A 26,000-nucleotide genomic window follows, 5' to 3' on the forward strand; every position below is an offset into this window, starting at 1 on the left:
CCCCTCGCCTGCCGTCCCTGCGACGACCGTACTCGCGCGTGGGCCGTCGCGCGCCCGTCGCAGGTCGTAGGACCATCGGACCAGGTCTGCGGCCCCGCGTGGCTGATCCGGCGCGCCGCCGGTGATCGTTAGCGTTCCGGTCATGGTCCACGATCCGCGCTCCCCCGCCCGCCTGCTGCGCGGCGACCTGCGGCTGCCCACGCTCGGCATCGTCCTCGTCACGCTGCTGCTGGCGTTCGAGTCGATGGCCGTCAGCACCGTCATGCCCGTCATCGCCCCCGCCCTGGACGGCCAGTCCCTGTACGCGTGGGGGTTCAGCGCGTCGCTGATCACCATGCTGCTCGCGACCGTCCTGACCGGCGGCCTCGCGGACCGCATCGGTCCGGGCCTTCCGCTGCTGACCGGTATCGCGGTGTTCGTCGCGGGTCTCGCCGTCGGCGGGTCCGCGCCGGAGATGGCGGTGTTCATCGCGGGACGGGCACTACAGGGGCTCGGCACCGGTTCCGCGATGGTCGCGATGTACGTCCTGATCGCCCGGGTCTATCCCGACACGCTGCGGCCCCGCGTGTTCGGCGCCCTGGCCGCCGCGTGGGTGCTGCCGTCGCTGCTCGGCCCCGCCGTCGCGGGTTTCGTCGCCGCGCACGCGGGCTGGCGGTGGGTGTTCCTCGGCCTCATCCCGCTGGTCGTCCCGGCGGCGGCGATGCTCGTCCCCGCGCTGCGCCGACTCGTCCCCGCCCCCGCCGCCGCCGCTCCGGCCCGCGCCGTGCCCGCCGTGGCCGTCACCGCCGGTGCCGCGCTGCTCCTCTACGCCCTGGAGAACCCCGGCTGGACGGCGCTGCCGCTCGGCGCCGCCGGGCTGGCCGGGCTCGGCTTCGGGCTGCCCCGGCTGCTGCCGCCCGGCACTCTGACGATGCGGCCCGGGCTGCCCAGCGTCGTCCTCGCGCGGGGCCTGCTCAGCGGCGCGTTCCTCGGCGCCGACGTGTTCATCCCGCTCGCCCTCACCGGGCTGCACGGGTTCAGCCCCACCCAGGCCGGGGTCGCGCTGTCCGCCGGGGCCGTCGCGTGGTCGGCGGCGGCGCAGCTCCAGGGCCGGTCCGAGCGGCCCGGCACGTTCTTCGCGCTGCTCGGCGCCGTGCTCGTCGCGGTCGGCGTCATCGGCGTGACCGTGGCCGAGCAGGTCCACGGCTGGCTGGCCCTGCCCGCCTGGATGTTCGCCGGCGGCGGCATGGGCCTGGCCATCTCCGCGCTGTCGGTGCTGACGCTGGACCGCTCGCCCGCCGACCGGCAGGGCGTCAACAGCGCCGCGCTCCAGATCTCCGACACGCTCGGCGCCGCGCTCGTCATCGGTACCGGCGGCGCCGTACTGGCCGCGTTCGGGCCCGACCGCCTCGGCACCGGGCTCGCCGTCGCGGGCGCCTTCTACGGCGCCGTCGCCCTGCTCGGCGTGCTCGCCGCGCGGCGCATCGACGCGCCCGTCCGCATCGTGGACGCGCGCGGCGCGCACCCGTCCCGCCCCGGTACCGTGGACGACAGCTATGGACAGGTCGACGCAGCGGACGCTGCTCATCACACTGACCGGCCGTGACCGCCCCGGCGTGACGTCACGTCTCTTCGCCACCCTCGCCGAGTTCCCGCTCACCGTCGAGGACGTCGAGCAGGTCGTGATCCGGGGCAGGCTCATCCTCGGCGTGCTCGTCTCCTACGCCGGAGGCGACGACGTCGGGCGCGTCTGGGCCGCCGCCGAGCGCGTCGCGACCGACCTCGACATGGAGATCGAGCTGTCCACCGGCCGCGACGGCGGCCTGCCGCGCCGCAGCGGGCGTCTGCACGTCACCGTCCTCGGCGCGCCGCTCAAGCCCGCCGCCATGGCCGGGATCGCCGGACGCGTCGCCGCCGCGGGCGCCAACATCGACCGCATCGAGCGGCTCGCGCAGCACCCCGTCACCTGCATCGAGATGCACGTGTCCGGCGCCGACGCGGCGCGGCTGCGCGCCGACCTCGCCCAGGAGGCCGCCGAGCAGCAGGTCGACGTCGCCGTCCAGCCCGGCGGGCTGCACCGCCGCGCCAAGCGCCTCATCGTCATGGACGTCGACTCCACCCTCATCCAGGGCGAGGTCATCGAACTGCTCGCCGAGCACGCCGGGTGCCTCGACGAGGTCGCCAAGGTCACCGAGGCCGCCATGCGCGGCGAACTCGACTTCGAGGGCTCGCTGCGCGAGCGCGTCGCGCTGCTGGCCGGGCTCGACGCGGGCGCGATCGACGCCGTCCGCGACCGCGTCCGGCTCGCCGCCGGGGCCCGCACGATGGTGCGCACGCTCAAGCGCCTCGACTACAAGTTCGCCATCGTCTCCGGCGGGTTCACGCAGGTCACCGACGGTCTCGTCGCCGACCTCGGCATCGACTACTCGGCCGCCAACACGCTGGAGATCGAGAACGGCAAGCTGACGGGCCGCGTCACCGGCCCCGTCATCGACCGCGCGGGCAAGGCGACGGCGCTCGCGCACTTCGCCGCGCAGGCCGGGGTGCCGATCAGCCAGACGGTCGCGGTGGGCGACGGCGCCAACGACCTCGACATGCTCCAGGCCGCCGGGCTCGGCATCGCCTACAACGCCAAGCCGGTCGTCCGGCAGGCCGCCGACACCGCCGTCAACGTCCCCTACCTGGACACCATCCTCTTCCTCCTCGGGATCTCCCGCGACGAGGTCGAGGCCGCCGACGCGGCCGACGGCGTCGTCTGATCGTTCTCCGCCGCCGGGCGTGAAAGCCCGTGGTCGGGCCGGTGAAAGCCGCGTTACTGGGCCCTATCGGGCCCGCCGGTTATCCTGATATTCGCCCGTCCTGACCCGTGGTGAATTCGCTTGGTCGAGACGGCGAATTCCGTGCAACAATGGACGTCCTCCCAGGTGGAAGCCGCCACCACGGCCGCAAAGCGGCCTTGCGACGCCACGGCCGAACACGATGGTGTTGCCGTTCTCGGTGTTCCAAAACATCACCGGCGGGGTAATCGTTAAAGATCGCCCGGTGGGCGTGAGAAAGGCCACCCCCTGTCGAGGAGGACGGATGTCTGGGCTCCCCCTGGCTAGCCCGGCCGGTACGGATGTGGATCTCGGCGGTGGCGATCTCACCTTGGTCGTCATCGTCGCCGTGGTCGCATTACTGGCCCTGGCGGTCGCAGCAGGACTGGTTCGGGAGGTGCTGGCCGCGGGCCAGGGCACCGACAAGATGCAATCCATCGCGAGGGCCGTCCAGGAGGGCGCCCTCGCCTATCTCAAACGCCAGTTCCGCACGGTCGCGGTCTTCGTCGTGCTGATCCCGCTCGTCCTGCTGCTGCTCCCGGCCGACTCGACGTCCGAACGGATCGGGCGTTCGGTGTTCTTCGTCATCGGGGCGCTGTTCTCGTCCGTCACCGGCTTCGTCGGGATGTGGCTCGCCGTACGGGGGAACGTGCGGGTCGCGTCGGCGGCGCGGGAGGAGGACGGCGAGCGCAAGGCGATGCGGATCGCGTTCCGCACCGGCGGCGTCGCCGGGATGTTCACCGTCGGGCTCGGCCTGTTCGGCGCGGCGGTCGTCGTGCTCGCGTACCAGGGGGACGCGCCGAAGGTCCTGGAGGGCTTCGGGTTCGGGGCGGCGCTGCTGGCGATGTTCATGCGGGTCGGCGGCGGCATCTTCACCAAGGCGGCCGACGTCGGCGCCGACCTGGTCGGCAAGGTCGAGCAGGGCATTCCCGAGGACGATCCGCGCAACCCGGCGACGATCGCGGACAACGTGGGCGACAACGTCGGTGACTGCGCGGGCATGGCCGCCGACCTGTTCGAGTCGTACGCGGTGATGCTCGTCGCGGCGCTCATCCTGGGCAGCGCGGCGTTCGGCACCGAGGGCCTGGTGTTCCCGCTGGTCGTGCCGATGATCGGTGTGATCACGGCGGTGATCGGGATCTTCGCGGTGGCGCCCCGCGCCAAGGACAGGTCCGGCATGTCCGCGATCAACCGGGGGTTCTTCCTCTCCGCGCTCATCTCGGCGGTGCTCGTCGCGGTCGCCGCGTTCGTCTACCTGCCCTCGTCGTTCGACGGCCTCACCGGCGTGACCGACCAGGGCATCCTCGCCCTGGACGCCGATCCGCGCTGGGTCGCGCTCGGCGCCGTCCTCATCGGCATCGTGCTCGCCAGCGCCATCCAGCTCCTGACCGGCTACTTCACCGAGACGACGCGCAAGCCGGTGCGGGAGGTCACGGGCAGCGCCCGGACCGGCCCGGCGACGGTCATCCTGTCGGGCATCTCGCTCGGCCTGGAGTCGGCCGTCTACACCGCGCTGGTGATCGGCGGCGCCGTCTACGGCGCGTTCCTGCTCGGCTTCGGCAACACGACGGTCGCGCTGTTCGCGGTCGCGATGGCCGGGACGGGGCTGCTGACGACGGTCGGCGTGATCGTCTCGATGGACACGTTCGGGCCCGTCGCGGACAACGCGCAGGGCATCGCGGAGATGTCCGGCGACGTGACGGGCGAGGGCGCCGCCGTCCTGGAGCGCCTGGACGCGGTCGGCAACACCACCAAGGCGATCACCAAGGGCATCGCCATCGCGACGGCGGTCCTGGCGGCGACGGCGCTGTTCGGTTCGTTCCGGACGACGGTGGTGTCCGCGCTCGGGGACGCGTCCGACAGCGCGAAGGACGCGCTCGGCCCGTTCGCGACGTTCAGCCTGTCGATCGACAGCCCGGACGTGCTGCTCGGGTTGATCATCGGCGCGGCGGTGGTGTTCCTGTTCTCGGGCCTGGCGGTCGCGGCCGTGGGCCGGGCGGCGGGACGCGTCGTCGTCGAGGTCCGCGCCCAGTTCCGCGACAAGCCCGGCATCATGGACTACTCCCAGAAGCCCGACTACGACCGCGTCGTGGACATCTGCACCCGCGACGCGCAGCGCGAACTCGCCACCCCCGGGCTGCTCGCCATCCTGACCCCCATCGCGGTCGGGTTCGCGTTCGGCTACGCGCCGCTCGGCGCGTTCCTCGGCGGCGCCATCGCCACCGGCGTCCTCATGGCGGTGTTCCTCGCCAACTCCGGCGGCGCCTGGGACAACGCCAAGAAGCTCGTCGAGGAGGGCGAGCTGGGCGGCAAGGGCAGTCCCGCGCACGAGGCCACCGTCATCGGTGACACCGTCGGCGACCCGTTCAAGGACACCGCCGGGCCCGCCATCAACCCGCTGATCAAGGTGATGAACCTCGTCGCGCTGCTCATCGCGGACGCGGTCGTCACCTACGCCGGGAACGTCCCGCTCCGGGTCGGGGTGACGGCGGGCGCCGTCGTCATCGTCGTCGCGGCGGTCGTGCTGTCCAAGCGGCGCGCCGATCCGTTCGCGGACGACACGGCGGCGGCGGACGGTCCCGTCCGCGAACCCGCTCCGGCGGCGGCCGTCCCGGCGCCGTCCCGTCCGGCGGACGAGGAGCGGCCCGCCCCGGCCCCGAAGGAGACCCCGCCCGCGTCCTGAGTGCTCGCGTCCCGGCCCCGCGCGGGGTCGGGGCGCGGGTGCGGACCGGGGGACGTACGCTGGACGGGCCGTCGAAACCGAAGTGCCGGGAGGGTCCGGAAGTGAGTGGCGAGAAGCCGACCGTGGCGGGGCCCAAGGGGTTCGCGATCGTGCTGGGGGCGATGCTCGGGGTGATGCTCGTGCTGTGGGGCCTCGCGGCCCTCGTCGCGCCGTGAGCACGCTGCTGGTGCTGCGGCACGCCAAGGCCGCCGACGGCGCCGGGCTCGCCGACGCCGACCGTCCGCTCACCGAACGCGGCCGCCGCGACGCCGCCGCCACCGGCGACTGGCTGCGCGCGCAGGGCCTCGTCCCCGACGCGGTGCTGTGCTCGGCCGCCGTCCGCACCCGCGAGACGGCCGCCGCGCTGAACCTCGGCACCGCCGTCACGTTCGACGACGGCATCTACCAGAGCGACGCGGCGGCGCTGCTCCGGATCGTCCGCGAGGAGGGCTCCGGCGGCACCCTGCTCGTCATCGGCCACAATCCCACGGTGCACCAGCTCGTCTTCGACCTCACCGGCGGCGCCCCCGCGTCGTTCCCCACGAGCACCCTCGCCGTCATCGACGTCGACGACCCCTGGACCGACCTGCGCACCGGCACGCTCCGCACCCTGCACACGCCCTAGCGTTTCAGCGCGGCGGCGATCAGTTCGTCGGTGTCCTGGCGCAGCGAGCGCAGCGCGTACCGGGTGCCGGACACCTGGAGCAGGGCGTGGCGCAGCGGCGTGAACGCGTCCGGTGCGACGCCGCCCTCGACCTCGGCGCGGCGGCGCCGGGCCAGGCCGGACAGGTGGTCGTCCAGGGCGGAGAACTCGTCGTCCAGGCGCTCGCCGGGCGGGCCGCCCTCGTGGCCGGCCTCGGCGTCGCCCAGGACGGCGGCGGCCTCGTCGAGCTGGTCGGCGAGCAGGTCCAGGATGTCCGGCACCGGCCCGGCGTCCACGCTCTCCTCCCGCGACATGCGGCCGACCGCGATGAGGTGGTCGCGGATGCGGTGCCCGACGCGGACGACGTCGCGCAGCCGCGCGATCGTGGCCTCGTCGGGGACGCGGTCCTCGGCGAGCCGGCGCCGGGTGTCGGCCAGGTCCTCGACGGCCTCCTCGGCGGCGTTCAGGACGTCGCGGTCGATGCGCTCGTGCCCGTGCTGCACGACGCCCGCCGCCTCCCGGACCAGCGCCGCCTGCGTTCGCAGCACCCGCCCGAGCTGGTGCGGGATGCGCTCGGTGAACCCCGGCGGCCACAGCACCCGCACGGCCAGGAAGACCAGCGCCGCCCCGGCGAGCGTGAGCGCGATCCGCTCGGCGGCGGCCGTCCACGTGGACGGCGTGGAGAAGTCGAGCAGCATCATCGCCAGCGGCGTGCCGAACAGCGCCCAGAACGTGAAGTTCACCGGTTTGAGCGTGAACGCCAGCGTCGCGAAGACGAACAGCACCAGCGACGCGGCGAGCTTGCCGGGCACGAGCGCGAGCAGCACGGCGGCGACGGCCGACCCGGCGACGGTCCCGCCGACCCGCTGCATCAGCCCGGTGACCGTCTCGCCGTAGGTGTGCCGGGTGCCCTGCATGACGGTGATCGTCATCCAGTGCCCGTGCGCGAGCTTCAGCGCGGCGGTCAGCGCCATCGCGACGGCGACGGCCAGGCCGACCCGGGTGGACTGGCGGAAGCCGGGCGAGCGCGTCCGGACGGCTTTCGCGAACCGCCGGAACAGGTCGCCGGACGGCGCGGAGAGCTGTGGCGCCGCGACGCCGACGCGGACACCGCTCGACGTCACGTCCCGGGCTATCGCGACGTTGTTCGTGATCCGGTCGAGGGAGCGCCGGACCTGCGCGACGAGCGCCGCCGCGACCAGGTCCTCGTCGCCTGCGAGGCTCGCGCGGCGGATCACCTCCGTGCGGCGGACCAGGCGCCGCACCGCGCCGGACTCCTCGGCGCCGAGCGGGAACGTCCCCGCCGACGCGACCGCGCCCGCGATGAGCCGCAGCCGCGCCGCCAGCGCCAGCACCGCCACGCGCGCCTCCAGCTCCCATTCCCGCTCGGGCGGGTGCCGGTCGGCGGCCTCGATGAGGCTGCGCAGCGCGACGATCTCGTGGTTGACGCGGCCCAGCGCGTCCAGCAGCCGTTCGGGGCGGGTGGACCCGTCGTGCGCGAGCCCGTAGGACGCCAGCGTCGTGCGGGCCGCCGTGACGGCCTCGCGGGCGGCGCGGCGGCTGTCGTCCCAGTCGGGGCGGTGGGCGACGTGGGCGAGGCGGGGCGGATCGACGTCCACGGCGTCCAGCGGCCGGGCGTCAGGGTGGCCGATGTCCTGCGCGACGGCGTCGAGCGCGGTGGCGACCGCGTCGGCGGCGTCGGCGAGCGCGGTGCGCAGCGGCCGGAGCCGCCGCGCGGGCCACGGCGCCAGCAGCAGCGCGGACGCGTAGAGGCCGCCGAGGAGTTCGAGCGTCCCGTTCAACAGGACGTCCTCACCGCCGGGCCGCACGGCGGTGAGCACGACGGCCATGGCGGCGGTGGGACCGATCCACCGGTAGGTGATCCCGAGCGCCACGATGGGCGGCACGACGAGCACGGCCAGCCACGTCTGCCCCGCCAGCAGCCCGCCGACGGTGGCGCCGAACGCGACGACGAGCGTCGCGCCCAGCAGGTTCCGCGCCCGCCGCCCGTACGGCCCCTCCGGCGCCCGCAGCGCCACCAGATAGGCCCCGAGCGACAACGTCGCCGCCGCTCGCGTGTGCCCCGCGACCGCCCCGACGACGAGCGGCGACGCCGTGGCGAACGCCGCCGTCACCCCGTAGAAGGGCGCCGCCCGCCCCTCGATCTGGGCGAACGCCTCCCGAATCCGCTCCGGCACACAGAACGCCCTACCCGCCCACCGCGACCGACGATCACGATCCCACCGCCCGGGCCCGAAACAGTTATCCACAGGCGGTGGACACACCCGCGGAAGCCGCCTCGACCGCGGGAGAATAATTGAAGGGGGTCCCCGGGGGGAGCGTGAGGGTCTCCGGGCGGTCCGGAGGCGGCGGGAGCCGGCCACCCTTGATGACTGCCCGCGCGCCCCACGGCGGGCGCGGCCGTGCCGGGAGGCGCGTAGCGCCGACTCGGCCCAGGCGGGCCGCAACCGCCGTGCTTGATCTAGTAGGAAAAATCCTCACACGGCCGCGCGCCTGGGTTGGGCACCGGCGAAGGGACAGGACCTTGCGCGCGACCTACGGGAGGTCGAGCGTGCCCGCCTTGACGTTCACCAGTAGTTGCCCGAACTGCCCACGGTCGAGTGCAAGGTTTCCCGCCCTGGGGTTCTTGGAGTCGCGTACCCCGACGCCGCGCGAGAGTGACGCGACCTCGACGCACGCACCGCCGTTGTTGCTACTGCGGGTGCTCTTGCGCCATGTAGCTGCGTACTCGTCAATGAGGCTGGTCGTCATGGCTTCGGGCACCTCCTTCGGTCTATGAAGCTGCCGACCCGGTGAGTTCGTCCGCCACTCGCGCGATGAGTGCTATGGACTCGCCGGGCGGCAGCGATGCGGCGCGCAAGTGGTCGAACATCATCGTATAGCGCTCAACCTCGCGTGCTTTCTCTAGGTACAGCGTGCCCGTGTGGTACTCGATGTACGCGATCTTGGGATCGTTCTCCGCGAACCCGAGCACGTGGAAGGCGCCAACCATGGCCGGATGCGCGCCGACAGAGAACGGTAGGACCTGGATCGTGACGTTCGGCTGCTTGCCGACGTCGGCAAGGTGCTTCAACTGCTCCGCCATGACTTCTGGGCCGCCGACAACCCTACGTAGAGCCGCTTCGTTGATGATCGCCCACACGTGCGGCGCGTCTGCTCCGGTCAGCCGGTCTTGCCTCGCGATGCGTAGAGCTACGCGCTTCTCTACCTCCGCTTCCTCCATGACGAGCGACGTTTCGTACGCGGCGTGGATGTAGCGCTTGGTCTGGAAGAGTCCCGGGATGAACTCCGCTTCGTAGAGGAAGAGCGCCGACGCGTCAGACTCCAGTCCCACGTAGACCTCGAACCAGTCGGGGATCGCATCGTTGTGGCTGTGCCACCACCCCTTCTGCCGCGACTCGCGCGCGAGCGCAGCGAGAAGGTCTGTGGCCTCCTGGCTCGCACCGTAGATCCTCGCGAGCACCTTCGCGTCCCTGGGCATCACGCTGACGCGTGCGTTCTCGATGCGGCTGACCTTGGCGTTCGACCACTCGGCCTGCTCCGCTACCTCGTCCAAGGTCAGCCCTGCGGCCTCCCTCAGCCTCCGGAGTTCCGTCGCCAGTCGTCGGCGCTTCACGGTGGGGCTGGTGAGACACCAGGTGTACATGACAGTCGCAGTCTGCCAGGAGCTAAGTACACGTGGTGAGTGAACCGGGAAGGTCGCGACTGAGAGTCGGGTGAGCGCATGGGGCTTCACAGGAAGAGCGGGAGGCGGCGGGCGCAGGCAATGGACGTGCCGCGTGAGACGGGCGGGGAACGTGAACACGGTTCGGCTGGTCTGTCGGCGCGTGATGCGGCGGGGCACCTCGCGAATCTGGCGGGTCAGTTCGGTGGTGTACCGAACGTCACGACGTGGATGACGGGTCGTGACGCCTGGCCGAAGTTGTTCGTGCGGCGGTTGACCGCCCCGGTGCGCACGGTCGCCGTCCTGTGCCTCCACCGCGCGGGGAACGCCGTCTATACGTGGTCGGACGGGGCAGCGCTGGCCTCGGTCGGCGCGGTGGAGCGCGCGGCCTCCGTCGTCTTGGAGGACCTGTACCCCGGTGGGCTGGCTCCGGGTCGTCCGGTGGGGGGTGACCGGTGGTGGTGACGTTCGGGGTGGCGCCCGAACCGCTGGGCTGGGTGGAGCCGCTTCGGTTGCTGGAGCCGGTGGGTGATCTGCGGTTTCTGCGGCGGGCGGTGGGTCGGTGGGTCGGTGCCTGGTGCGGTTCGTTGGTGGCTGAGCGGGCGGCGTGGGCGGTGAGCGAGCTTGCGGGTAACGCGGTGCGGCACGGCGGGGGGCTGGCGGCTGTCCGGGTTTACCCGGCGGCGGCGGGGCTGGTGGTCGAGGTCTGTGACGGGGCGGCGGGGGTGTTGCCGGTGCTGGGGCGTCTGGACGACGTGCTGGCCGAGAGCGGGCGGGGTCTGGCGATGCTGGCGGCGGTGGCCGTTGATCTGGGCTGGTCTTCGGGGGTGTCGGAGAAATCGGTGTGGGTCGTGTTGGACGCGGCCGACATGACGGGAGCGGTGTGAGCCGTCCCGTTCTGCCTGGTGGTCGATCACTTCAAGAGAGGAAAGGCGACGTGAGCGGTTATCGCGAGTTCATGAAGACGAGTGAGGTCGCGCGGCTGTTCGGCGTGACCCCGTACACGGTGGTGCGGTGGACGCGGCGGGGGTTCCTGTCGCCGGGGCGCACTCCGGCCGGGCATCTGCGGTTCGACCGTGCGGAGGTCTTGCGACTGTTCCGCGACGGGGCGGGTGAGGGATGAGGATCATTCCGTTCCGGCGCGAGAGCGAGCCGGACGACGCCGGGCGAGAGGATGGCGGGCCGGGCGAGCCGGAACCGCTGCGTTCGGACGAGCACCCGTACACGCCGATCGTGGAGGTGCTCGACGCGATGTGGCCCGGCTACCGTTTCCAGGTGGACGACGCGGCGGACGGGTGCGGGTGGGTCGCCTACCCCAAGGACTACGACGCGGAGATCCGCAAGTGGGATTCCCTGCCGGACCTCATGATCGCGCTCGGCGGGCCGCAGAGCGCTTCCCTGTGCGACTCGCTGCACTACATCGCGCGGCGGCTGACCGAAGCGCTCTCGGACCACGCATGGCGTACCGACGTCCGCATCCTCATGTCCAACGGGGAGGACCCGTCGTGACCATGCGTCGTCGTGGCCGTCTCAAAGGGCCGTGACCGAGCCCCACCCGGTTTCTGAACAGCGGGAGAAGGGAGTCGAGGGCCCCGCCAAGTTCCTCCGGTGGCTGGGAACGGGCGAAGGCCCCGCCGGGGCGGGGCCTTCGGGTGGCTGCGGGAGGGGCGCGGTCTAGGAGGCCGCGACCGTGTCGGCCGGCCAGCTCATGCGGATCTGGACGCCCTTCGGCGTCGCGGAGACGTCCACATCGTCGGCCAGGCCCGCGATGACGGCGAGGCCGAGATCGACCGTGCCGTCCGCCAGGGCGAAGTCGAGATCCTCTGGCGTGTTCAGCTCGTCCGGAGTGTTGGCGACGGCGAGATCCGCCGCCGTGCCCGGCCCGGTGACGGCGGCGTCATCACCGGGGACGGCATCGTGCACCGTCACCTCGAAACGTCCGTCGGCGGCCTTCAACTCCAGCCGGACGGGCTCGTCCGGGCAGGTCGTGCGGTGCGCCTCCACGGCTCGCGAGCATGCCTCGCCGACCGCCAGCCGGACCTCGTCCAGCAGGGTCTCGTCCACGCCACCGCGGCGGGCCACCGCCGTGACGATCAGACGGGCCGTGCGGACGTGCACCGGCAGCGCACTGAATTCGAGTTCAACGATCGCCATCGCTGCGGGCGCCTAGCCGGCGCTCTTGCGCTTCTCCTCGGCTTCGGCGATCGAGGTGTGAATGCCGAAGACCTTGGTCAGCCCCGTGATCCGGAAGATCTTGAGGATGCGCTCCTGCGTGCAGACGAGTTCCAGCGAACCGTCGTGCGCGCGGACGCGCTTCAGCCCGCCGACCAGCACGCCGAGGCCGGTCGAGTCGAGGAACTCGACCTTCTCCATGTCCACCAGGAGGTGGAACTTGCCCTTGTTCACCAGGTCGATCAGCTTCTCGCGAAGCTTCGGCGCCGTGTAGACGTCGATCTCGCCCTCCACCGTGATGACGGTGACACCGTCGTCGGTGGTGTAGTCGTTCACCTTCAGGTCCACAGATCCTCCAGCGCCGTACAAGCCATCTGTTCCCGCGCGCCCAGGACTGCGCTGCGGCGGCCCGGGGCGGACGGAACTCCGTCGGAATTCAACCACGCTCCGGCTCCGTAGAAGCACGTTACCGTCCAGTCGGGCGAAAGTTCGTGCCGTCCCGTCTGACCTGGCGATCTACGGGGCATGGCAGGGGGAACGAGGCCACCGGAGCCAGGGCGTTCCCAGGGTTTTGCCCATGCTGGCAGACTGAAAACCTGATGGCCGCCCAAAGATCTTCCACTCCCCTTGACCGGCTCCTTGCCGACCCCGGCCGCCGCGACCGCATCACCCACGTGCAGGACGTTCCCGCACGTCCGGGCCGCCGCGCGGCCTGGCCCGCGTGGGCTCCGGAGCTCCTCGTGCGCCGTCTGGCGGCGGCCGGCATCGACGCGCCCTGGCAGCACCAGGCCGACGCCGCCGAGCACGCGCACGCGGGCCGGTCGGTGATCCTCGCCACCGGCACCGCGTCCGGCAAGTCGCTCGCCTACCTGCTGCCGTCGATCGCCGCGATCTACGCCGACGAACCCCGCGACGAGGGCACCGTCCTCTACCTGTCGCCCACCAAGGCCCTCGCCGCCGACCAGGTCCGCGCCGTCCGCGCACTGCGGCTCACCCGCGTCCGCGCCGCCGCCTACGACGGCGACACCCCCCGCGACGAACGCACCTGGGTACGGCAGCACGCGAACTACGTCCTGACCAATCCCGACATGCTGCACCGGTCGATCCTGCCCGGCCACGCCCGCTGGGGCGGCTTCCTGCGCCGCCTCCGCTACGTAGTCATCGACGAGGCGCACGGCTACCGGGGCGTGTTCGGCTCCCACGTCGCGCAGATCCTGCGCCGGCTCCGCCGCGTCTGCGCCCGCTACGGGACGACGCCGACGTTCGTCCTGGCGTCCGCCACCACGTCCGACCCCGCCGCCACCGCCGCCCGGCTCACCGGCGTGCCCGTCGTCGCCGTCGACGCCGACGCCTCCCCGCGCGGCCCCGCCACGTTCGCGCTCTGGGAACCGCCGCTGACCGAGCTGCGCGGCGAGCGCGGCGCCCCCGTCCGCCGCACCGCGACCGCCGAGGCCGCCGACCTGCTCGCCGACCTGGTCGTCGAGGACGTGCAGACGCTCGCGTTCGTCCGCTCCCGGCGCGGCGCCGAATCCGTCGCCCTCAGCGCGAAACGGGCGCTCGCGGACGTCGCGCCCGACCTCGCCGGGCAGGTCGCCGCCTACCGCGCCGGATACCTCCCCGAAGAGCGGCGCGCCCTCGAAGAGTCCCTGCGCGCGCGGGACCTCGTCGGGCTCGCCAGCACCAACGCCCTCGAACTCGGCGTCGACGTCTCCGGGCTCGACGCCGTCCTCATCTGCGGCTGGCCCGGCACGCGCGCGTCCCTGTGGCAGCAGGCGGGCCGCGCCGGACGCTCCGGACAGGCCGCGCTCGCCGTCCTCATCGCCCGCGACGACCCCCTCGACACCTTCCTCGTCCACCACCCCGAGGCGATCTTCGGTTCGCCGGTCGAGACGACCGTCCTCGACCCGGACAACCCCTACGTCCTGGAACCGCACCTGTGCGCGGCGGCGTCCGAACTGCCGCTCACCGACGCCGACGCCGACCTCTTCGGCCCCCGCACCGCCGACCTGCTGCCCGACCTCGTCCGGCGCGGCCTGCTCCGGCACCGGCCGACCGGCTGGTACTGGACGCGCCGCGACCGCGCCACCGACCTCGCCGACATCCGCGGCGCGGGCGGCGCGCCCGTCCAGGTCGTCGAGAGCGGCACCGGGCGGCTGCTCGGCACCGTGGACGAGGCGTCCGCGCACACCACCGTGCACGAGGGCGCCGTCTACCTGCACCAGGGCGACTCGTTCATCGTCCAGACGCTCGACCTGGACGATTCGGTCGCGCTCGTGCAGGCCGCCGAACCCGACTACTCGACCACCGCGCGGGACGTCACCGACATCCGGATCATCGAGCGGCTGCGGTCGACGGCGTGGGGCGACGCGACGCTCTGCTACGGCACCGTCGAGGTCACCCGGCAGGTCGTCGCGTACCAGATGCGGCGGTATCCGAGCGGCGAGTCACTCGGCGAGAAGCCCCTGGACCTGCCGCCCCGCACGCTGCGCACCAAGGCCGTCTGGTGGACGCTCTCCGCCGACCAGGTCGAGTCCTGCGGCGACGTCGACCTCGCGGGCGCCGCGCACGCCGCCGAACACGCGTCCATCGGCCTGCTCCCCCTCTTCGCGACCTGCGACCGGTGGGACATCGGCGGCGTCTCCACCGCCCTGCACCCCGACACCGGCCTGCTCACCGTCTTCGTCTACGACGGCCACGAGGGCGGCGCGGGCTTCGCCGAACGCGGCTACGCCGGCGCCGCCCCCTGGCTCCAGGCCACCCGCGACGCCATCGCGTCCTGCGAATGCCGCTCCGGCTGCCCGTCCTGCATCCAGTCCCCCAAATGCGGCAACGGCAACGACCCCCTCGACAAACACGCCGCCCTCACCCTCCTGACCACCCTCCTCAACAACGCCCCCTGACCACCCATCCGTCGCCCTTCGCCCGCACTCTCGCGCTAGAAGCGATCCGAATACGCGGCACGCGACGCAACGCGAAGGCGGAGCGATGCGCACAGGCGCCCCGACGCGCACGCGAACAGGCGGAGCAATGTGCACAGGCGACTCAACGCGCACGGCGGGTGGGCGGGCCGAAGCGCACAGGCGGAGCAATGCGCACGCGCAACGCAACGCGAACAGGCCACTCGACGCGCACGCGAACAAGCGGAGCGATGCCCAACGCGACTCCGACACGCACGCGAACGAGCGGGGCTAGACGCATAGGCGGAGCGAGCACAGGGGGCGAGCACACGCGGAGCGAACAAGCGGGGCTAGACGCATGGGCGGAGCGAGCACAGGGAGCGAGCGCACGCGGAGCGACCGAGCGGCGCGCAAGCCCGGCCGGATAGGGCGCGGCGACGCGGCCCTTCGACTCAGAGGCGGAATGATGCGCTGGCCAGGAACAACGCCGACAGCGTGGATTTCAGCTCAACGCCAACAACGCGTGCTTCAGCTCTGCGGCCGCGCGGACCGCTGGGCGGGCACGGCTCCGGCGTCCTGCCGGGCCTGCGCGAGCTCCCGCTGAAGCCGACGCTTCTCCAGTTCCAGCGTGGTGATCGACTCTTCGTGCTCATCCCGCAGATCCCGCAGTTCCCGCCGCAGGTCCAACGACCGCCGAATCCCGAACGCGGCGACCATCACCCCCGCCACGAAGACGACCGTGACCACAGCACCGGCGAGAAAGACCTGCCACTCGTTCTCGACACCGGGCACCGCCTCACCGAAGGCCGTGATCCCCGCGGTGTCACCGTTGTCGAGCACGATCGACACACCCACGGCGACAGCGACCACCACAAGCACCAGCCCGAGAAACACCATGCGGAGCTTCCCCTCCGTGTTTCCAGACAACCCGGAAGAACCTCTGCCGACCCGGAGCCTAAACCCAACCCCCACCCCCACCACAATCCACCCATCAGCCCCGCACAGCACGCACCTCCAAGCGGGCCGAGAGCGCGGACGACGAAGCGCGCCGCGCGCCGTCCACCTCCGGCAGCGGCACGCCCAGCGGCTCGACGACGTGCCCGGAGCGACGCCGTGGGGTCGTGGCGCCCGCAAGGCACAGGCGTCCACTACAGGGTCCGGCTCAGGTGCAGCAGGGTCCAGCTCAAGCGACCGGCACATGCCTCTAACGGGTAATGGCACGGGCCGGTGCCCGCTCGGACTGAGCGCGCCCGCCGTCGAAATCTACGGCTCGCGGCGGCGCCGCTTGGACTTCGGCTGGGCGGCGGTGGGCATGTCCGCGGGCTTGGCGATGCGCACGTTGACGCCGCCGCCGGGCTTGCCGAGTTTGGCCGGGCGGCGCTTCGTCCTCGTCTTGGCGGCGGCCAGCGCGGCGCCGTCCGGACCGGACAGGGAACGCGTCGCGGACGAGTCGGCGTCGGGCTTCTCCCTGGCGTCCTGCTCCGCACGCCCGCCGAGCTTCGCCGCGCCCGACGGCAGGACGACCGTGTCCCCCGTGTGCACGGCGAGCACCTCGGTCTGCCCGCGCGCACCCGTGCCCGCGCCGGACTTCTCGGCCTTGGCGGCGGCCTTCTCCGCCTTCTTCATCTCCTTGGCGGACTTCTTCACCTGCTTGGCCAGCTCCGGCGGGAGGCCGCCGCTCTTGGCCACGGCCTCCGCCTCCGCGATGCTGTCCCGCAGGTGCGACACCCGGTCCCGGCCGGTGCCGCCACGGGCGGTCCGCGCCGCCATCCCCATGCTGCTCACGCCGGCCTGCGTGACCCGGAGATGCCGCGTCCACCGGCCCAGATGCGCGGCCACGACCAGCAGGACGAGCGCGATGCCGATGCTCCTCGCCCACTGCAACTCATCGCTCATCGGAAGGCTCTGCGCCTGCGGCGCGTACGGCCCGGCGGCCACCTGCGGCGCCGGGTACGGGGGCGTGGCGCCGTCCGGCTGCACCGACGGCAGCGTCAGGGGCGACTGGTTGTTGAGCGGCGAGAGCGGCGTCGTTCCCGTGGGCGGCATCCCACCGGCCAGCGACGGCGGCAACGTCCCGCCGGGAACCGAGCCCCCGGGCGTCCCGCCGCCCCCGCCTCCGGAGCCGCCGCCGACCGGCACATGCGCGGTCGACGTCAGCGACGCCACCGACCCTCCGGCCCCGTTGGACCGCTGCGCCCGCACGTTCACCTGCACCGAACCGCTGCGCGCCTTGCTCGGCAACGTCATCGTGCAGTCGGAACCGGAACAGAGCGTCCCCACCGACCCGCTCTTGGACCCCGACCCGGCCGCACCCACCGTGTACCCGGTGAGGTCGGCCTCGCCTCCGCGCTTCCAGCTCACCTTCAACGAGGACCCCGAGTGCACGGCCGTGACCCCGAGCGGCGGCGACGGAGGCACGCGCGCGTTGAAGGTGCTCGTCGCCAGCGTGCGGCCGAGCAGCGACGTCTTCAGCGAGAGCGTGTACCTGCCGTTACGCGGGATTTCGAGCGTGGCTTCGATGTCGCCTCGCACGCCTCTGTCGGCAAGGTGCTTGTCCGTGCCGTCGGGGAGCTTCGCGAAGAGCCGGACCGGCGTCAGCAGCTCCGACGTGTAGGCCCGGACCGCGACCCGGTCCCCCTTCGTGAGAACCGTGCCGTTCGCAGGCGACGAGATCTTGGATTCGTCCGCCGACGCCGGTGCCGCCATGAAGACCGGAAGGCCCATCGCAAGGGGTGCGGCGAGCATGACGGCACTGATCCTGCGAATCATGGTCACGGCCTCAATCCCTTCACCGGACGGATACGCCGACAGCCCCAGACGTCTCCAACCGGCAGGAACCGGGGGCGGGGGGCGGGGCGCGGTCAACACCACCGCGCACGAATAACTTTAGGCTTACCGCAGCGTAACGCACCACCAGCCCCCCAACACCATCCGATCATGACAAAAACGCCCACCCAACTCCGCCCCCGCCCCGCCTACCGCCCACCCACCCCACCCCACCCCCACCGCCCTCCACCACCCCCAAACCAGCCCGCCCACTTCCCCAACACCAACCCCACCGAAAGACCCCATCAACGCCCCAGCCCCAGAAAACCAGCACTCACCGCCCACCAACCACGAGCACAAGCGCGGGACATGAGGCATAGAGCCAGACGTGAAGCGCGGCCGCAGGGCGCGATCAGAGCGCGGGCGCGGAACGTGAGCGCGGGCGTGAGCATGAGCGCGGACGCGAGCACGGGCATGGGCGCGCGCGGCGGGGACGGGCCGGGCGGGATCTGCGCGCGGGACGCGAGCACGGGCATGGGCGCGGGCATGGGGCATGGGCGCGCGCGGCGGGACGGGCCGGGCGGGGTGTGAGCGCGGGCATGGGGCATGGGCGCGCGCGGCGGGACGGGCCGGGCGGGGTGTGAGCGCGGGCATGGGCGCGGCCGCAAGCAGGGCGCGGTGGACGGCGTGAGCGTGGGCATAAGGCGCGGGCATGGGCTGGGGCGCGGGCAGGAGCGCGTGGGTGCGGGAATGGGCGCCAACGCGGGCATGGGCGCGGGCTGCCAGCAGGGCACGGGGACGGGCGTGAGCGCGGACATAGGGCGCGAGCGCGGACATAGGGCGCGAGCGCGGGCATGGGTTGAGGCGCGGGCATGAGCTGTGGCGCGTGAGTGCGGATGCGGGCGCCACAGCCGATCACCTCGTCTCATTTTGATCGGCTGGGGCGCGCGGGCGTGGGTGCGCGGGCGTGGGTGCGCGGGCGTGGGTGCGCGGGCGTAGACCAACATGGCAAGCCCAACCCGCGCGGACTCTCTCCCAGATACGAGTCCCACTCAGGACTGCCTATGCGCGTTCCTCATCAGGTCCGGTCGAAGGCCCGCACCCAGGACCGACGCATGCCCTTGCTCAGACACGCGTCCCGTTCGAGCCGCCCGCGCGTCAGTCGCCAGGGCCCGGGTCGAGGATCGGGGTGGACGGGCCCGCGCGTGACTTGGCCCAGACGCGGGTCTCACCCAGGCCGAGGGGAAGATGCACGCGTGCCGTGACCGTGACCTCGGCGGTGCCGTCCCTGATCCGGCAGTCCGCCAGCCAGACCCGCGACGCCGCGACGACATCGCGTGCCCGCCGACAGGCGACCTGCCCTTCGGCCGCCCGGCCCGCAGCCGCGAGCGCCGCGAGGTCGGCCGCAGCCTCGACCCTCATACGCGCGACGCGCAGCCCCCCGAGGACCACGGCCGCAAGCCCCGCCGTCCAAATCACTCCCACGAACGCAAGCACCCACACAGTCCCCGACCCACGCTCCTCACGCCACCACCGCTCACGCCACCACCGCTCACCCCACCGCATCTCACCCCCCGTCGCCTGCCTAGCCGCACCCCGCTTAGCCCCACCACGCCCCACCGCACCCCTCCCGGCCACACCCCACCCCGCCGCATCTCGCCCACCGTCGCCCCCGCACGCCCACCGCGCCCACCGCGCCCACCGCGCCCACAAGCTGCCTCACCTCACCCGACCGTCCATGCCACTTCCGTCGTTTTCCTCGCCACACCACGTCGCGCCACACCCGCCACGCCACGCGGCCTCTCCACGCGGCCTCTCCACGCGGCCTCTCCACGCGGCCTCTCCACGCGGCCTCTCCACGCGGCCTCTCCACGCGGCCTCTCCACGCGGCCTCTCCACGCGGCCTCTCCACGCGGCCTCTCCACGCGGCCTCTCCACGCGGCCTCTCCACTCCGCGCCGCCACGCGCGCCGCCATGTCGCCTCCCCGCGCCGCCTACATCACGTCACGTCGACCACCTCATTCCACCGTCGTTGGCCTTGCCGTCGTTAGTTCTGTTGTCGTTCGTCTCGCCGCCCCGCGCTACCGCCACGCCTCGTCCGCCGACTTCACGCTTTCTCGCCGCGTTCATGGCTGTCTTCCTCTTTCGATCCGTGCTCTGTTGCTTCGATGGTGGACGCGGGTCGCCGCTTCTGGCTCGGGTCGTAGGCGTCGTTGGTGGGTGGTCGGGGTTCTCGTGGGCCTCGACGAGAACCCCGGCCGATTCGGGCGGGTGTTTCGGGATCGGTGCGGTTATGGGTCGGTTGGTGGGACTGGTGTTACGCCTGGTTCTGTGGCGGCGGTGGCGTGGGCGGTGGCTGTCAGGGTGGGGAAGGCGGGCAGGGGTGCCTGGATCGAGGTCGAGACCTCGACGTGGACCTGCTCGCCGTCCCTGCTCACCTCGACGGAGGCGCCGGGCACGGCGCGGGCCACGTGCTCGCGGACCGACGAGACGGCTTCTCCCCGTGCGGCGGCGCGGGCTCCGCTGCGGGCCGCGTCGGTGCAGGCGAGATGCGTCGAGGCCGCCGCGACGGCCCAGAGCAGCACCACGGTCACGAGAACCAGCGAGGGCAGCGCGAGTGCCGTCTCCGCCGTGACCATGCCCCGGTCCCGGCGCCGGTTCATCCCGCGAGCTGGAGTGCTCTTCGCACGATGCCCAGGAGGGCGGTGCGCACCTCCGTCCCGGTGACGAGCTTGTAGAGCACGCCCGCCAGTGCCGCCGCCGCGACCGTTCCGATCGCGTACTCGGCGGTGGACATGCCACGGTCGTTCGCGGCGCGCCGTCGGCTCCGCACGATCTCCATCATCGGATCTCCCCCTCTGTCGTTCCCGCCCCTTGCGGGTGTGTTCACCAGCCTGGACTCGCACGGAAGACGAGGAAAACCGAATCTGCGCCTGTGGATAACCCGAAGGCCGGAGCCAGGCGGCATCGGGTCCGTTTCTCCCTTCCCCTGCTAGCTTCTCGGGCTCCTCGCTCCCTCTGAGCGTCCGTGCCGGACCGTGGCAGAACGGGCTTCGGTCGTCTGCGCGCGGCTTCGCAAGCGCCCCGTGTCCCGCTCCCTGACTTGCTGTCGGCGGCCGTTCGCGGTGGACGTCAGCCGACCATCGGGAACGGCCCGCAGTGCTGCGGTGTCCGGCCGCACGTGGGCTGGCAGGGAACACAACGGGGTCGTGCGTGGGGATGCGGTCACCACGGGATGAGGAGGGTCGAGGCGATGCCCGCGATCGCCGGGACGATGCCCAGCAGGACGAAGGCGGGCAGGAAGCAGAGCCCGAGCGGTGCCAGGGCGTGGATTCCGGCGGTTCGGGCGCGGGTCATGGCGTCCGCGCGGGCCTGGCGGCGGCGGTCGGCGGCGAGGCGGGCGAGAGCCGGGGCGAGGGTGGCGCCGGACGTGGTGACGCGCAGGGCCGTGCGCGCCAGCGTCGCAGACTCGGGGCGGTCGGCGAGCGTCCGCCAGGCGTCGGCAGGGTCGGCACCGAGGCGGAGCTGGGTCACGACCATCTCCAGGTCGTCGGCCAGCGGCCCGCCCACGGCGGTCGCCACCGCCGAGAGCGCGTCGTGCCAAGGCGTTCCCGCGCGCAGGCAGGCGGCCAGGAGGTCGACGGCGATCGGCAGGTCGGCGACCACGCGCGACCGGCGGCGCCGATCGTCCTGCCCGCCCAGACGCGCGAGCGCCGTCATCAACGCCGCCGCCGCGGCGACGCCCACGATCGCGCCCGTCAGCCCGCCGAGGACGAACGCCGAACTCAACCCCGCGAGGACCGCGACGCCCCGCCGCACCCGGACGTCCCGGCCACGCGCCGCCGCGCGTACTCGTGACGGACGCCCCGCCGCGACCCTCAGCTCTGCCGGACTCGGCACCCACCAGAGCAACGCCGCGCACACCCCGAAGCACGAGGTCGCCACCAGGCTCATCAACATCTCCGCTGCTTCCCTTCTCTGATTCCCGCATTCCGTCTCCGCTCGCCACAGGCGGCGCAGATGTCCTCCCGGCCGCTGGGCGGGTGACGCCGAGATGCTGGGCGCCGTCCCGCCGTGGTGCCGTGGTGCCGTCCCGCCGTGGTGCCGTCGCACGTGGTGCCGTGGCGGCGTGATGCCGTGATGCCGTGATGCCGTGGCCGCGTGGTGCCGTGGCCGCGTGGTGCCGTGGCCGCGTCGCGCCGTCGCGCCGTCGCACCGTGGCGCCGTGGCGCCGTGGCGCCGTGGCGCCGTGGCGCCGTCGTGCCGTCGCCGTCGTGCCGTGGGGGGTCACGGTGTGGCGGCGCGTGGCGGTGTGGCGGCGCGTGGCGGTGTGGCGGCGCGTGGCGTGACGGTGCGGGCGGCGTGACGGTGCGGGCGGCGTGGTGGTGCTTGGTGGTGCGGTGGTTGGGGCTTGGTTGTGGTGGCTTGGTGGTGGGGGCCTGTGGGTTTGGGGGTGGCGTTTGGTGGGGTGGCGGGTTGGGTGGGGTTCGTTTTTGGGTGGTCGTTGTTTGTTGCTTGTCAACGAGGGGTGGTGGCGTTGTGGGCTAGGCGGTTTGTCCACCAGAGGCCGGTGGCGTTCAGGGTCAGGCCGATGGTGAGGCAGAGGAGGCCGGGGGGTGTGCCGAAGAGGAAGGACAGGGGGTTCGCGCCCATCGCGGCGGCCATCGCCAAGCCGAGCAGGGGGAGGCCCGCCAGGAGGCGAGCCGTCGCGCGAGGGCCCGCGAGCTGGGTCGCTACCTCCGCGCGTTGTGCTTCCTCGTCGCGTAGTGCGGCGGCGAGTCCGTCCAGGACGGTGCCGAGCGTGCCGCCCTTCTCGCTGCCGATGCGCCAGCACGCTGCGATGAGACGGAGTCCTTCGGCGCCGGGTGTTCCGGCGAGGCGCTCCAGGCGTTCGATCGGGTCGGGATGGACTTCGGCATCTCGTAGACGAGCCGCCAGCTGAGGATGACCGGACGCGGCCGCCAGCTCGAACGCCTCCTCCGGGGTGCGTCCGGCGACGAGTTCCGCGCCCATCCCGTCGCACAGCTCGATGGCCGCCGTCCGCCACCGTGCCGCGAGCCCGCGCCGTTCCCGGAAGACGAGCACCCGTCCGCGCACGTGAGCGATACAGCGCTCGACCGCGTCCGGTCGGGACCTGTCCGGGGCGAGCCGCCGGGCCGCGACCGACGGACCGGTGATCAGCCAGGCGGCGAGCGCCGCGCCGAGAATCGTCAACGTGGTCATGACGGCTCCCCTTCGATACGGCGACCGTCGAGATCGGCGGCGAAGCGCCCGTTCCGCCCCCTCGTCGGTGGGGGCGGGCTGCAAGGCCGACGACCGTGCCGCCGCCGTCTCGTTGCCGATCCGGCCGGGCCAGGCGGTTCCGTCGTCGGCGCGACGCTCCTTACGGAGACGACGTGCCGGGATCGCTGCCGGACCCTCTCTGTCGTCGGACGTGGGATGGCGACCACGTCTCGGCGGCTCGCGGAGAGCGGACATGGGAGATGCCGGTGCTCGCGATGACGTCGATTGACGTCGCCGAGACGGGCGACGCCGCAGCACGCCCTGGTAAGCCAAATAACGCCGCGTCCTGAACGTGAGCGGTGTGACGTGGGAGCAGTGCGGATGCGGGCGTTCATGGGCGGGCTCGATCGTGAGGTCGTCCGGCCAAGCGGTGGAGGAGGGCTTCGGCGCCCTCGTGGTAGATCGGAGGACCGGTGGCTGGGAAGGCGACGGCCGGGACGGCGGTGACCAGGCCGTCCGGGCGGCGGTGCAGGGAGCGGATCTCCGCGACGCGGCGGTGGCCGTCGGTGGGGTCGCGGGTGAGGTGGACGACGACGTCCAGGGCCGCCGCGAGCTGGCTGTGCACCGCTTCGCGGGAGAGTCCCGCCGCGCAGGCCAGGGCCTCCAGGCGGGCGGGGACGTCGGCGGCGGCGTTGGCGTGGAGGGTGCCGCAGCCTCCTTCGTGGCCGGTGTTCAGGGCGGCGAGCAGGTCGACCACCTCGCGGCTTCTGACCTCTCCCACGACGATCCGGTCGGGACGCATGCGCAACGCCTGCCGGACCAGGTCGCGCAGGGTGACCTCGCCCGCGCCCTCGATGTTCGGCGGGCGGGCCTCCAGCCGGACCACATGCGGATGATCGGGGCGTAATTCTGCGGAATCCTCGACCAAGAGGAGCCGTTCCGATGAGCCGACGAGCGAGAGCAGGCTGCTCAACAACGTCGTCTTGCCCGTGCCCGTCCCTCCGCTGATCAGGAAGGCGGCGCGGGTGTCGATGAGGGCGCGCAGCAGCGTCGCCCCCTCCGGCGGCACGGTCCGTACGGCGACGAGTTCGTCGAGCGTGAACGCGCGGCGGCGCGGAAGCCGCAGCGACAGGCAGGTGCCTCCCGGTGAGACCGGCGGCAGGACCGCGTGCAGGCGGGCGCCACCGGGCAACCGCGCGTCGGCGTAGGGGGCGGCGTCGTCCAGCCGGCGCCCGGCCGCGGCGGTGAGGCGCTGCGCGAGTCTGCGGACGCTCGCCTCGTCGGGGAAGCGGACGGGGGCGCGGGCAAGGCCGTCGGCGCCGTCGGTCCAGACGTCGTCGGGGCCGTTGACGAGCACGTCGGTGACGCCCGGCGAGCGCAGCAGCGGTTCGAGCGGCCCGGCGCCGGCGAACTCGGCGCTCAGCGTTTCGGCGACGTCGAGCACCTCGCTGGTGCCGAACAGCCGCTGCTCCGCCCGCACCGCCGCCGCGACCCGCCCGGCGGTCGGCGGGTCGCCCGTGTCGGCGAGCCGTTCGCGGACGGCGTCGGACAGCCTCCTCACGGTCGCCTCCGCTCGAACGCGCTGCGGCGCGTCACGTTCCGCCCCGCCTGCGGGTGGGTGGTCACGCCGCCTCCCGGAGCGCCGTGGTCGGCGTGAGCGTGGAGAGGAGGGACTCGCAGAGGGTCATGAGAGGGCCCCGGCGAAGGCAGTGGACGAGGTCGCCGTGCTCCAGGGACGTGCGCAGACGGCTGTCGTGCTCCAGGGCTCCGGCGAGCGGGACGGGCAGGCCGTCGGCGACGGCCTGCGGGCTGAGGCCGCCCGGCGACGGCGTGGTCACGATGAGGCGGACGTCGGTGGAAAGGTCCGTCAGGGAGCGCAGATGGCGCCGGGCGGCGAGGGCGGGGCGGACCTCGGCCGGGAGCACGACGTACGTGACGCTCGCCGCGCGCAGGGCGGGCGTGCCGACCGGGCCGGGCGCGCGGGGCACGTCGACGACCGTGAGGTCGAAGCCGCGGGCCGCCGCGTCGAGGACGGAGGCGGCGGCGTCGCCGGAGACGGCGGTGTCGGCCGCGCCGGTGAGGACGGCGAACTCGCCGACGGACGGGAGCGCTTCGCGCAGCGTGGACGGGCTGAGCCGTCCGCGCCGCGCGGCCAGCTCGTGCCAGCGGGCGCCGGGCTCGTCCTCCAGGCCGAGCAGGACGTCGAGCTCGCCGCCGGCCGGGTCGGCGTCGACGAGCAGGGTGCGCCGCCCGGCGCGGGCCGCGGTGAGGGCGAGCGACGCGGCGAGGACGCTGGTGCCCGCGCCGCCGCGCGCGCCGGTGACGCACACGGTGACGCCGTCGCCGTCGACGGGTTCGGCGGCGGACGACAGCGCGTCGAGCAGCCACGGCTCGTCGTCGGGGAGGACGACGAGATCCTGCGCGCCGATGGCGAGGGCGCGGCGATAGACGTCCGGGTCGCCGGCGCGGGTGACGAGCGCGACGCCGCCGCGCCGGGGAACGCCCGCGAGGTCGGCGGCGAGGTCGTCGCCGACGAGAACGAGCCCGGCGCGGTGCCAGCGGGCGCGGACGTGGTCGGGATGGCGGGCGATCTCGGCCGGGGCGTCGGCCGCGGCGGCGAGGCGGAGCAGGTCGTCGCGCAGGCGCGCGTCGGAGCTGGCGATGAGCGCGGTTACCGTCATGGTTCCTCCAGTTGCTCGGAGTGACCAGCTTGACGGTCGGAGACGACGGAGGAAACTCAAGTCCGCAGCCTGTGGATAACCCGGGTGGGCGGCCGCCGGGCCGCCCACCCGGGCCCCGAAAAGGGCGACCCCCGCCGGGGGGGAGAGCGGGGGTCGCCGTACGGTCCGACTCCGGGGGGGTAGAGCCGGTCCGTTTCCAAGAAAGTCTCAACGGTCGTCGATCAACGACCGCGTCCGCCGACGCGATCGTCAGGGCCGCGCAAAGTGACCGCCTACAGTGTAGGCAGATTCCACATATGCTGCCCGACGGTTACGACTTCCGTCGAGCCACAATATGGGCTCGGCGGTGACTTTTCTTCTCGATCGGCTGTTCCGGTACCCCACCGGCCCGGACATCTCGCACCTTTGGGGCAAAT

Annotated in this window: 23 protein-coding genes; 9 read left to right on the forward strand and 14 right to left on the reverse strand. The window is 72.9% G+C overall.

Annotated elements, in window-relative coordinates:
- Positions 1-142 precede the first annotated feature (142 nt).
- From C229_RS29520 to C229_RS0105480, 4 genes are all read left to right on the forward strand, one after another.
- Entirely contained in the window at positions 143-1,585 is a 1,443-nt protein-coding gene (locus tag C229_RS29520) for an MFS transporter (protein ID WP_018654072.1), read from the forward strand.
- Positions 1,536-2,738 (forward strand): phosphoserine phosphatase SerB, encoded by a 1,203-nt coding sequence (serB, locus tag C229_RS0105465; RefSeq protein ID WP_026313614.1) that lies wholly within the window; start codon positions 1,536-1,538, stop codon positions 2,736-2,738. The genes C229_RS29520 and serB overlap by 50 nt, the downstream gene beginning before the upstream one ends.
- A 322-nt stretch (positions 2,739-3,060) precedes the next feature.
- Positions 3,061-5,478 (forward strand): sodium-translocating pyrophosphatase, encoded by a 2,418-nt coding sequence (locus C229_RS29525; protein ID WP_081639734.1) that lies wholly within the window; start codon positions 3,061-3,063, stop codon positions 5,476-5,478.
- Positions 5,479-5,689: 211 nt separating this feature from the next.
- Complete coding sequence (locus C229_RS0105480; protein WP_018654076.1) at positions 5,690-6,142, forward strand: SixA phosphatase family protein; 453 nt, start codon at positions 5,690-5,692, stop codon at positions 6,140-6,142.
- Here C229_RS0105480 and C229_RS0105485 read toward each other — a convergent pair.
- The 3 genes from C229_RS0105485 to C229_RS0105495 form a co-directional block, all read right to left on the reverse strand.
- Positions 6,139-8,358, reverse strand: a complete 2,220-nt coding sequence (locus C229_RS0105485) for an FUSC family protein (protein WP_026313470.1) — start codon at positions 8,356-8,358, stop codon at positions 6,139-6,141. The genes C229_RS0105480 and C229_RS0105485 overlap by 4 nt on opposite strands.
- 358 nt (positions 8,359-8,716) lie before the next feature.
- Positions 8,717-8,932, reverse strand: a complete 216-nt coding sequence (locus tag C229_RS0105490; RefSeq protein WP_018654077.1) for a DUF397 domain-containing protein — start codon at positions 8,930-8,932, stop codon at positions 8,717-8,719.
- 22 nt (positions 8,933-8,954) lie between these two features.
- On the reverse strand, positions 8,955-9,827 hold the full coding sequence (locus C229_RS0105495) for a helix-turn-helix domain-containing protein (protein ID WP_018654078.1): 873 nt from the start codon (positions 9,825-9,827) through the stop codon (positions 8,955-8,957).
- Positions 9,828-10,300: 473 nt separating this feature from the next.
- Between C229_RS0105495 and C229_RS29535 the strand changes: the two genes are divergently transcribed.
- The 3 genes from C229_RS29535 to C229_RS0105515 all read left to right on the forward strand — a co-directional run bounded on the left by C229_RS29535 (position 10,301) and on the right by C229_RS0105515 (position 11,354).
- A complete protein-coding gene (locus C229_RS29535) occupies positions 10,301-10,732 on the forward strand; it encodes an ATP-binding protein (RefSeq protein WP_018654080.1) in 432 nt (143 codons plus the stop codon).
- A gap of 71 nt (positions 10,733-10,803) precedes the next feature.
- Positions 10,804-10,968 (forward strand): MerR family transcriptional regulator, encoded by a 165-nt coding sequence (locus C229_RS0105510; protein WP_081639799.1) that lies wholly within the window; start codon positions 10,804-10,806, stop codon positions 10,966-10,968.
- Positions 10,965-11,354, forward strand: a complete 390-nt coding sequence (locus C229_RS0105515) for a hypothetical protein (RefSeq protein ID WP_018654082.1) — start codon at positions 10,965-10,967, stop codon at positions 11,352-11,354. The genes C229_RS0105510 and C229_RS0105515 overlap by 4 nt, the downstream gene beginning before the upstream one ends.
- 165 nt (positions 11,355-11,519) lie before the next feature.
- Here C229_RS0105515 and C229_RS0105520 read toward each other — a convergent pair whose 3' ends face one another.
- Positions 11,520-11,999 (reverse strand): ATP-binding protein, encoded by a 480-nt coding sequence (locus C229_RS0105520; protein WP_018654083.1) that lies wholly within the window; start codon positions 11,997-11,999, stop codon positions 11,520-11,522.
- A gap of 12 nt (positions 12,000-12,011) precedes the next feature.
- Complete coding sequence (locus C229_RS0105525; RefSeq protein ID WP_018654084.1) at positions 12,012-12,365, reverse strand: STAS domain-containing protein; 354 nt, start codon at positions 12,363-12,365, stop codon at positions 12,012-12,014.
- Between the two features lie 251 nt (positions 12,366-12,616).
- Between C229_RS0105525 and C229_RS0105530 the strand changes: the two genes are divergently transcribed.
- Positions 12,617-14,917, forward strand: a complete 2,301-nt coding sequence (locus C229_RS0105530) for a DEAD/DEAH box helicase (RefSeq protein ID WP_081639735.1) — start codon at positions 12,617-12,619, stop codon at positions 14,915-14,917.
- Positions 14,918-15,442: 525 nt separating this feature from the next.
- On the opposite strand, the gene C229_RS0105535 is transcribed toward C229_RS0105530, so the two are convergent.
- Both C229_RS0105535 and C229_RS0105540 read right to left on the reverse strand, forming a co-directional pair.
- Complete coding sequence (locus tag C229_RS0105535; protein ID WP_018654086.1) at positions 15,443-15,811, reverse strand: hypothetical protein; 369 nt, start codon at positions 15,809-15,811, stop codon at positions 15,443-15,445.
- Between the two features lie 366 nt (positions 15,812-16,177).
- Positions 16,178-17,689 (reverse strand): hypothetical protein, encoded by a 1,512-nt coding sequence (locus C229_RS0105540; protein WP_155884607.1) that lies wholly within the window; start codon positions 17,687-17,689, stop codon positions 16,178-16,180.
- Positions 17,690-18,124: 435 nt separating this feature from the next.
- On the opposite strand from C229_RS0105540, the gene C229_RS34050 reads away from it, so the two are divergent.
- Positions 18,125-18,271 carry a hypothetical protein gene (locus C229_RS34050; protein WP_018654088.1) on the forward strand — a complete coding sequence of 49 codons (147 nt, stop codon included), beginning with the start codon at positions 18,125-18,127 and terminating at the stop codon, positions 18,269-18,271.
- A 567-nt stretch (positions 18,272-18,838) separates the two neighbouring features.
- On the opposite strand, the gene C229_RS29540 is transcribed toward C229_RS34050, so the two are convergent.
- From C229_RS29540 to ssd, 7 genes are all read right to left on the reverse strand, one after another.
- The gene (locus tag C229_RS29540) at positions 18,839-19,246 is read right to left on the reverse strand and encodes an Rv3654c family TadE-like protein (protein ID WP_081639736.1); all 408 of its coding nucleotides are present in this window, start codon (positions 19,244-19,246) and stop codon (positions 18,839-18,841) included.
- Between the two features lie 725 nt (positions 19,247-19,971).
- Positions 19,972-20,343: a TadE family type IV pilus minor pilin gene (locus tag C229_RS0105555; RefSeq protein WP_051108867.1), complete on the reverse strand. Its 372-nt coding sequence runs from the start codon at positions 20,341-20,343 to the stop codon at positions 19,972-19,974.
- A complete protein-coding gene (locus tag C229_RS0105560; RefSeq protein WP_018654091.1) occupies positions 20,340-20,525 on the reverse strand; it encodes a DUF4244 domain-containing protein in 186 nt (61 codons plus the stop codon). The genes C229_RS0105555 and C229_RS0105560 overlap by 4 nt, the downstream gene beginning before the upstream one ends.
- Positions 20,526-20,905: 380 nt before the next feature.
- Positions 20,906-21,634, reverse strand: coding sequence for a type II secretion system F family protein (locus C229_RS0105565; RefSeq protein ID WP_081639737.1), 729 nt, complete (start codon positions 21,632-21,634; stop codon positions 20,906-20,908).
- A gap of 564 nt (positions 21,635-22,198) precedes the next feature.
- On the reverse strand, positions 22,199-22,903 hold the full coding sequence (locus tag C229_RS0105570; RefSeq protein WP_018654093.1) for a type II secretion system F family protein: 705 nt from the start codon (positions 22,901-22,903) through the stop codon (positions 22,199-22,201).
- A gap of 391 nt (positions 22,904-23,294) precedes the next feature.
- Positions 23,295-24,464 carry a TadA family conjugal transfer-associated ATPase gene (locus C229_RS0105575; RefSeq protein ID WP_018654094.1) on the reverse strand — a complete coding sequence of 390 codons (1,170 nt, stop codon included), beginning with the start codon at positions 24,462-24,464 and terminating at the stop codon, positions 23,295-23,297.
- 61 nt (positions 24,465-24,525) lie between these two features.
- Complete coding sequence (ssd, locus tag C229_RS0105580; RefSeq protein ID WP_018654095.1) at positions 24,526-25,584, reverse strand: septum site-determining protein Ssd; 1,059 nt, start codon at positions 25,582-25,584, stop codon at positions 24,526-24,528.
- Between the last annotated feature and the right edge of the window lie 416 nt (positions 25,585-26,000).

Source organism: Actinomadura flavalba DSM 45200 (genome assembly GCF_000374305.1).
In the GTDB taxonomy this organism is placed as follows: Bacteria; Actinomycetota; Actinomycetes; order Streptosporangiales; family Streptosporangiaceae; genus Spirillospora; species Spirillospora flavalba.

Bases quoted from the DNA above. Each gene is read 5' to 3' on its own strand.
- C229_RS0105510 (WP_081639799.1), top strand. From the start codon at position 10,804: ATGAAGACGAGTGAGGTCGCGCGGCTGTTCGGCGTGACCCCGTACACG.
- C229_RS0105530 (WP_081639735.1), top strand. From the start codon at position 12,617: ATGGCCGCCCAAAGATCTTCCACTCCCCTTGACCGGCTCCTTGCCGAC.
- C229_RS0105490 (WP_018654077.1), bottom strand. From the start codon at position 8,932: ATGACGACCAGCCTCATTGACGAGTACGCAGCTACATGGCGCAAGAGC.
- C229_RS29520 (WP_018654072.1), top strand. From the start codon at position 143: ATGGTCCACGATCCGCGCTCCCCCGCCCGCCTGCTGCGCGGCGACCTG.
- serB (WP_026313614.1), top strand. From the start codon at position 1,536: ATGGACAGGTCGACGCAGCGGACGCTGCTCATCACACTGACCGGCCGT.
- C229_RS0105555 (WP_051108867.1), bottom strand. From the start codon at position 20,343: ATGAACCGGCGCCGGGACCGGGGCATGGTCACGGCGGAGACGGCACTC.
- C229_RS0105495 (WP_018654078.1), bottom strand. From the start codon at position 9,827: ATGTACACCTGGTGTCTCACCAGCCCCACCGTGAAGCGCCGACGACTG.
- C229_RS0105570 (WP_018654093.1), bottom strand. From the start codon at position 22,903: ATGACCACGTTGACGATTCTCGGCGCGGCGCTCGCCGCCTGGCTGATC.
- C229_RS0105515 (WP_018654082.1), top strand. From the start codon at position 10,965: ATGAGGATCATTCCGTTCCGGCGCGAGAGCGAGCCGGACGACGCCGGG.
- C229_RS0105535 (WP_018654086.1), bottom strand. From the start codon at position 15,811: ATGGTGTTTCTCGGGCTGGTGCTTGTGGTGGTCGCTGTCGCCGTGGGT.
- C229_RS29525 (WP_081639734.1), top strand. From the start codon at position 3,061: ATGTCTGGGCTCCCCCTGGCTAGCCCGGCCGGTACGGATGTGGATCTC.
- C229_RS0105520 (WP_018654083.1), bottom strand. From the start codon at position 11,999: ATGGCGATCGTTGAACTCGAATTCAGTGCGCTGCCGGTGCACGTCCGC.
- ssd (WP_018654095.1), bottom strand. From the start codon at position 25,584: ATGACGGTAACCGCGCTCATCGCCAGCTCCGACGCGCGCCTGCGCGAC.
- C229_RS0105565 (WP_081639737.1), bottom strand. From the start codon at position 21,634: ATGAGCCTGGTGGCGACCTCGTGCTTCGGGGTGTGCGCGGCGTTGCTC.
- C229_RS29540 (WP_081639736.1), bottom strand. From the start codon at position 19,246: ATGCGGTGGGGTGAGCGGTGGTGGCGTGAGCGGTGGTGGCGTGAGGAG.
- C229_RS0105560 (WP_018654091.1), bottom strand. From the start codon at position 20,525: ATGATGGAGATCGTGCGGAGCCGACGGCGCGCCGCGAACGACCGTGGC.